This is a genomic window from Vibrio fujianensis, assembly GCF_002749895.1.
In the GTDB taxonomy this organism is placed as follows: domain Bacteria; phylum Pseudomonadota; class Gammaproteobacteria; order Enterobacterales; family Vibrionaceae; genus Vibrio; species Vibrio fujianensis.
Genome location: NZ_NBUS01000041.1, coordinates 10,095 through 12,764 on the forward strand (window position 1 = coordinate 10,095; position 2,670 = coordinate 12,764).

A 2,670-nucleotide genomic window follows, 5' to 3' on the forward strand; every position below is an offset into this window, starting at 1 on the left:
GCTTGTGCCAGTGGTCATGGTGAATATCATATGGGGAATACCATGACTAAAGCCATGTTCGATAAATTTAAGTCGGCCTCACCTTACGGCAATAAATTAGCGACTGGAGCCACACCGTTAGAAGCGGTTGATATTGGTGTTTCGATTGATGGCTTTAAAGTGGGCGATCAAAACTATCCTATCAATCCGACATTAACGTTTACTAACCAGACGGCGGTTGATCTTCCGGGGGGCACTGAGTTCCAGTTCGATATTCCTGTTTCAGCGCCTGACAATGCGAAAGATCAATCGGGTGGCGGACTGTCTGTCATCGCATCTGGTCATACTCGTGCTGATAATATTGGTGGGCTTGATGGCACGATGCACCGAGTCGCGTTCTCATTACCGACATGGAAAGCGTTACCCGCCGGAGCAAGCTATGAATTGGATATGGTTTATTATTTACCGATTTCTGGGCCGGCTAATTATACCGTGCGTATTAATGGGGTAGAGTATGCTTTTAAATCAGAACAGCCAGATCTTCCTCTTGCCGATCTTTCGTCCGGAACTGGGGAAGATAACCCAGCTGATGGTGGCGAGACTCAGCCCGGTACGGTTATTCAATGGCAGCCGGGAGTGAGCCAAGTCGCTAATGGCACGACGGTACTGTATAACAATAAATGTTTCATTGCTCAAAATAACCCGGGAGTATGGGAATCACCCACTCAGAGCAACTGGTTTTGGACTGAAGTGACTTGTCCGTAAACCGCTAAGCGAGGCAATCTTACTAAAAAGACCGCTTTTATGCGGTCTTTTGGTCATGAACATTGCTCAAAACTGATAATTTTCTGGAACGATAACAATGCCTTTATCCGAAAGGGTAAAACGTTGTTTATCCTCGTTAGGGTTGACGCCAATGTGCGTATGTGGCGGGATTTTAACTTGTTTATCAATAATACAACGTACTAATTGGCATCCTGCTCCAACTTCTACACCATCAAATAAAATGCTGTCCATTACCGTTGCGCCATCATTAATCCGTACACCAGAGGAAATAATCGAACGTTGTACAGAACCGCCAGAATTAATTACTCCGCTGGCGATCATGGAATTAATAAAAATGCCTTCATTTCCTGTTGCCGAAGATACCGTTCTGGCTGGCGGTAATTGAGGTTCATAAGTACGAATAGCCCAGTTTTTTTGATAAAGATTCATTGGCGGTACAGGATCGAGCAAATCCATATTTGCTTGGTAAAATGAATCTAACGTGCCGACATCGCGCCAGTAACAGTCTTTTGCTACTCGGCCTTTTTCATTGCCAAAAGAATAAGCAAACACCCGTTCGGTTGGTATGAGCTTAGGGATAATATCATGCCCAAAGTCGTGACTTGATGAATCTAAAGCGGCATCGTCAATGAGAGCTTGCTGCAGTGTTGCCATATTAAAAATATAGACTCCCATGGATACTAAGCTGTGATCAGGATCATCCGGCAGGCTGGCCGGTTGTATTGGTTTTTCTACAAAGTTGTGAACTCGATGGTGATGATCTATCGCGAGCACCCCAAAAGCGTGCGCCTCGGGTTGGCTAACTTTCATTGAGGCAATTGTTAAAATTGCTTTATTTTCAATATGTTCCTCAAGCATTGCCGCATAATCCATTCGATAGATGTGGTCGCCAGAAAGAACAACAACGTATTTCGCATCACTGCGAGAAAGTAACCACATATTGTGATAAAGCGCATCGGCGGTTCCTTCATACCATTTTCCACCTTTGCGCATTTGAGGTGGAACTGCAGTGACATATTCGCCTAGCTCAGGATTAAAAATTGACCATCCATCACGCAGGTGTTTTTGCAGTGAATGAGATTTGTACTGGGTGAGAACCAAAATCCGCCGTAGCCCTGAATGCAGGCAATTGGTGAGAGTAAAGTCAATGATGCGATATTTGCCACCGAAAGGAACGGCGGGTTTTGTTCGATTATCGGTCAGAGGTGATAAGCGTGAGCCGACACCTCCGGCTAGTACAATGGCTAACGTTTCTTGCATCTTATCTCTCCCTGTTTTTGTGCAATCGCTGGTTTAACTGTACAAGTTTTGCGCCAAGTTATCGGCGCAGAATGTGTTTTTCGATCTTATTATATTTGATATTAGCCAGTTATAAGAAAAATAGAGGCCAGCTTGAGCAAAAATGACGGGTAGCACAAAAGTGTTGGCATCCAAGTAAGGTGCAATGAGAGTGGCATTTGCACAGCATAAGTGCAAAAGTGAAAAGAGCGTGGAAGTGAGTTTATATTTAGATGACGAATAACAATTTACATTGTAAATTCTAGTTATGATATAGGGTTAGCTTCAAAATTATCGGCTTAATAAGATAAGTTCTCAAGCCCAATGGTTACCGTCAAATGAGCTGGTATTGTCGTAGACGGCCAGTGAATGAGTGCCGATCAACGTAGATTGGCTATGTTATGGGGCCCCATGCTTAACCTGGCTGTCGTTTCAACTATAGTTAAAGTTCATCAGTGAAAGTTCCTCCGTTAAAGTTCATTGGATCAAGGTCGTTATAAAAAGAGGAGCTATACCTAAACGACTTGGTGTTGTCGGTAGGCGGCAAGTCAGAAGGGGGTAGGCTGCCGATGGAGCACTATAACGGTAACGGATTGTTTACTCAGATAGGGAGCGGGCCATCATGAA

General features: G+C 44.2%; 1 protein-coding gene and 1 pseudogene. One reads left to right on the forward strand and one right to left on the reverse strand.

What is annotated here, in order from left to right:
• The coding region (locus tag B7C60_RS18290) for a chitinase C-terminal domain-containing protein (protein WP_245868835.1) at positions 1 to 744 on the forward strand (744 nt) is incomplete at its 5' end.
• 66 nt (positions 745 to 810) lie between these two features.
• Here the strand turns inward: B7C60_RS18290 and glgC are convergent.
• Positions 811 to 2,031 (reverse strand): annotated as a pseudogene (glgC, locus tag B7C60_RS07390) (glucose-1-phosphate adenylyltransferase); the annotation flags it as partial.
• Between the last annotated feature and the right edge of the window lie 639 nt (positions 2,032 to 2,670).